1 protein-coding gene is annotated in these 2,106 nt (G+C 56.7%); it reads right to left on the reverse strand.

Annotated elements, in window-relative coordinates; all coding sequences use genetic code 11:
- Positions 1 to 1,715, reverse strand: a 1,715-nt coding sequence (locus QZ307_RS10990) for a C69 family dipeptidase (protein WP_295999767.1), incomplete at its 3' end; no start/stop codon positions are given.
- Positions 1,716 to 2,106 lie beyond the last annotated feature (391 nt).

The following is a 2,106-nucleotide window of genomic DNA, read 5'->3' on the forward strand; positions in this document are numbered from 1 at the left end:
TTCGCCTTGGCGATGGAGGCCGCGGTCACGGCCGGGGTGGCCGGCTTCGCGGGCTGCTCAGGAGCAGCGAGCGCATCCGCTGCATACATGAACGGCTTGGCTAAGCCCTTGGTGGAAGGATTGTAGTCGCTCGCCACAAAGGGGGTCTTCTTGTCACCCTTATAGTAGGCACGCATATCCTGAAGCAAGGTATAGCAACGCTCCCAGGTCTTCTCAGCTGCGACATCAGCGGCTTTGTTGGCCAACGCCGTGCGATCGGCCTTCGGAGTCTTGAGCATCTGGGCCTCGACCTTGTCGTGCTGGGCAATGAGCTCCTTCTGGAGCGCGTCCAGGTACGCGCGGGCGCCCGGCGCCACGTTAGTGCGATCGCCATTCGCCAGCGTGTTGATGTCCATCAGTACATAGGGAAGGTACTGATCCCATTCGCCGGCGCTACGTGCCATGGCCACGCTATCACGTCCGTAGCTGTCGCCCTGATGGACAGGGTCAAGATCCTGGCTGCCGTAACGCTCGTTCACCTCGGTCATCAGCGCAGCATAGTTGGGGATGGCCACCGAGAACTCGTCGCGGTTCAGCGCGAGCCACTCAACCGTGGCAATCTCAGGATCGAGATTGCGCTTGATCTCGAACATGTGGCTCTCAAGCGAATCTTGACGACCAACACCCGTCACCGAAGCAGAGACATCCTCTTTCAAGCCCTCAACGTTGTCGGCTCGCGCACCCAGAGAGCGAACCATGTCAAAGGTGGTATAGCTATCGCGACCAGGCGTAAAGAAAAGAGGGGCGTCCGTTACGCCAGTAATTTGGCCACGCGAACTTACCTCATACTCCAGATTTGCTAGGGAGTCAAAGTAAGCACGAGCAATCACATAGCGGGAATACTGGCCATTACCCTCGTTGGTGCGAGCATAGGTGCGCGCTATATCAGGGGTACCATCCTCGAAGGTCTTTAGAAAACCTTCTTCCGTCGGCATTGAAACGAGTTTTTCGGAATGGAGCACGCCCTCGTCGCTCGGATTCACCTTATACCACAGACTTCCCATATTGGGATTTGCGGATGCTTGATCTTCGGGCAGCTGAAAAGCGATCCACTGATGGCCCGACACTACCGACAGTAGCCAAGTTTCTTTGCTGTCGCTAATGATAAGCTGATCGCAACTGTAAGCACCATACTCATCAACGAGGCGACCGATAAGCTCAATGCCCTCGCGGGCGGTTTTGCTCTGCCCCAAGATGATAGACGCATAGTTGAACTCGCCAATGCCGTCTTCAGGATTGGGATCAACGGCCTCAACCTCGTCGCTCGCATAGATGCTCAACGTTGCAGAACAGGCAACGCCATTCTCGTTGATTCCAGCTGCAGAATAGGCGTTATCGGCTCCCTCCCAACCGTTGATACCGTGATCACGAACGAACGTATAGCGGAAGGTCTTCGTTGGGGAGACCCATCGGAAGTTAGGCCCATCGGCGAAATCGCCATTTTCATTAGACTGATAAACAAAACCAGCTTCATGCGCCGGCTCCACGCCGAAAATTTTTACACCACGAGGAGCCGTATCTTCAGCACGACCGAAATACCAAGTGTTCTTCTCCTGGGTTAGCGAATCGGGCATCCATACCTGAGTGCAGGCCAGGGCCTCCAGGGGCACGCCGGCCACCAGGGTTCCAGCCAACGCAAGCGGCAGCGCCAGCTTGCCTAGATGAGAGAGTTTCATGCACTCCCCTTTCTCCATCTTTGGCCGCAGCATACCCTGGGGGCACGCGCGGCTCCTGCCAAAGATCGAGAACCTGGGCAGTCTCGGACGTGCGCACGGTTTCCTCTCCTAAAACCGGGGCCGTCCAGTTTCCTCGAACACGCAAGAACCTACCAAATGAGCGCCCCCCCCCGCAAGGGTTTTCGATGAGAAAATACTCATGGTTATGGGTGTATTTCGGGTTTAGAAAAATGTTTCACCAGGTAAATAGCATGACCGCAACAAAACGTCTTCGAGAAAACCCGCCAAAAAAGGCAGCACAGAGAGCCCGGCGCCCCTTCCCGGCGCCGGGCTCTCGTTGTCGTAGTGGGGCGCCCCGCCGCTGCCAGCCTGAAGCGGCGGGGGCTTCTCG

This window comes from uncultured Adlercreutzia sp. (assembly GCA_910585575.1).
Classification (GTDB): domain Bacteria; phylum Actinomycetota; class Coriobacteriia; order Coriobacteriales; family Eggerthellaceae; genus Adlercreutzia.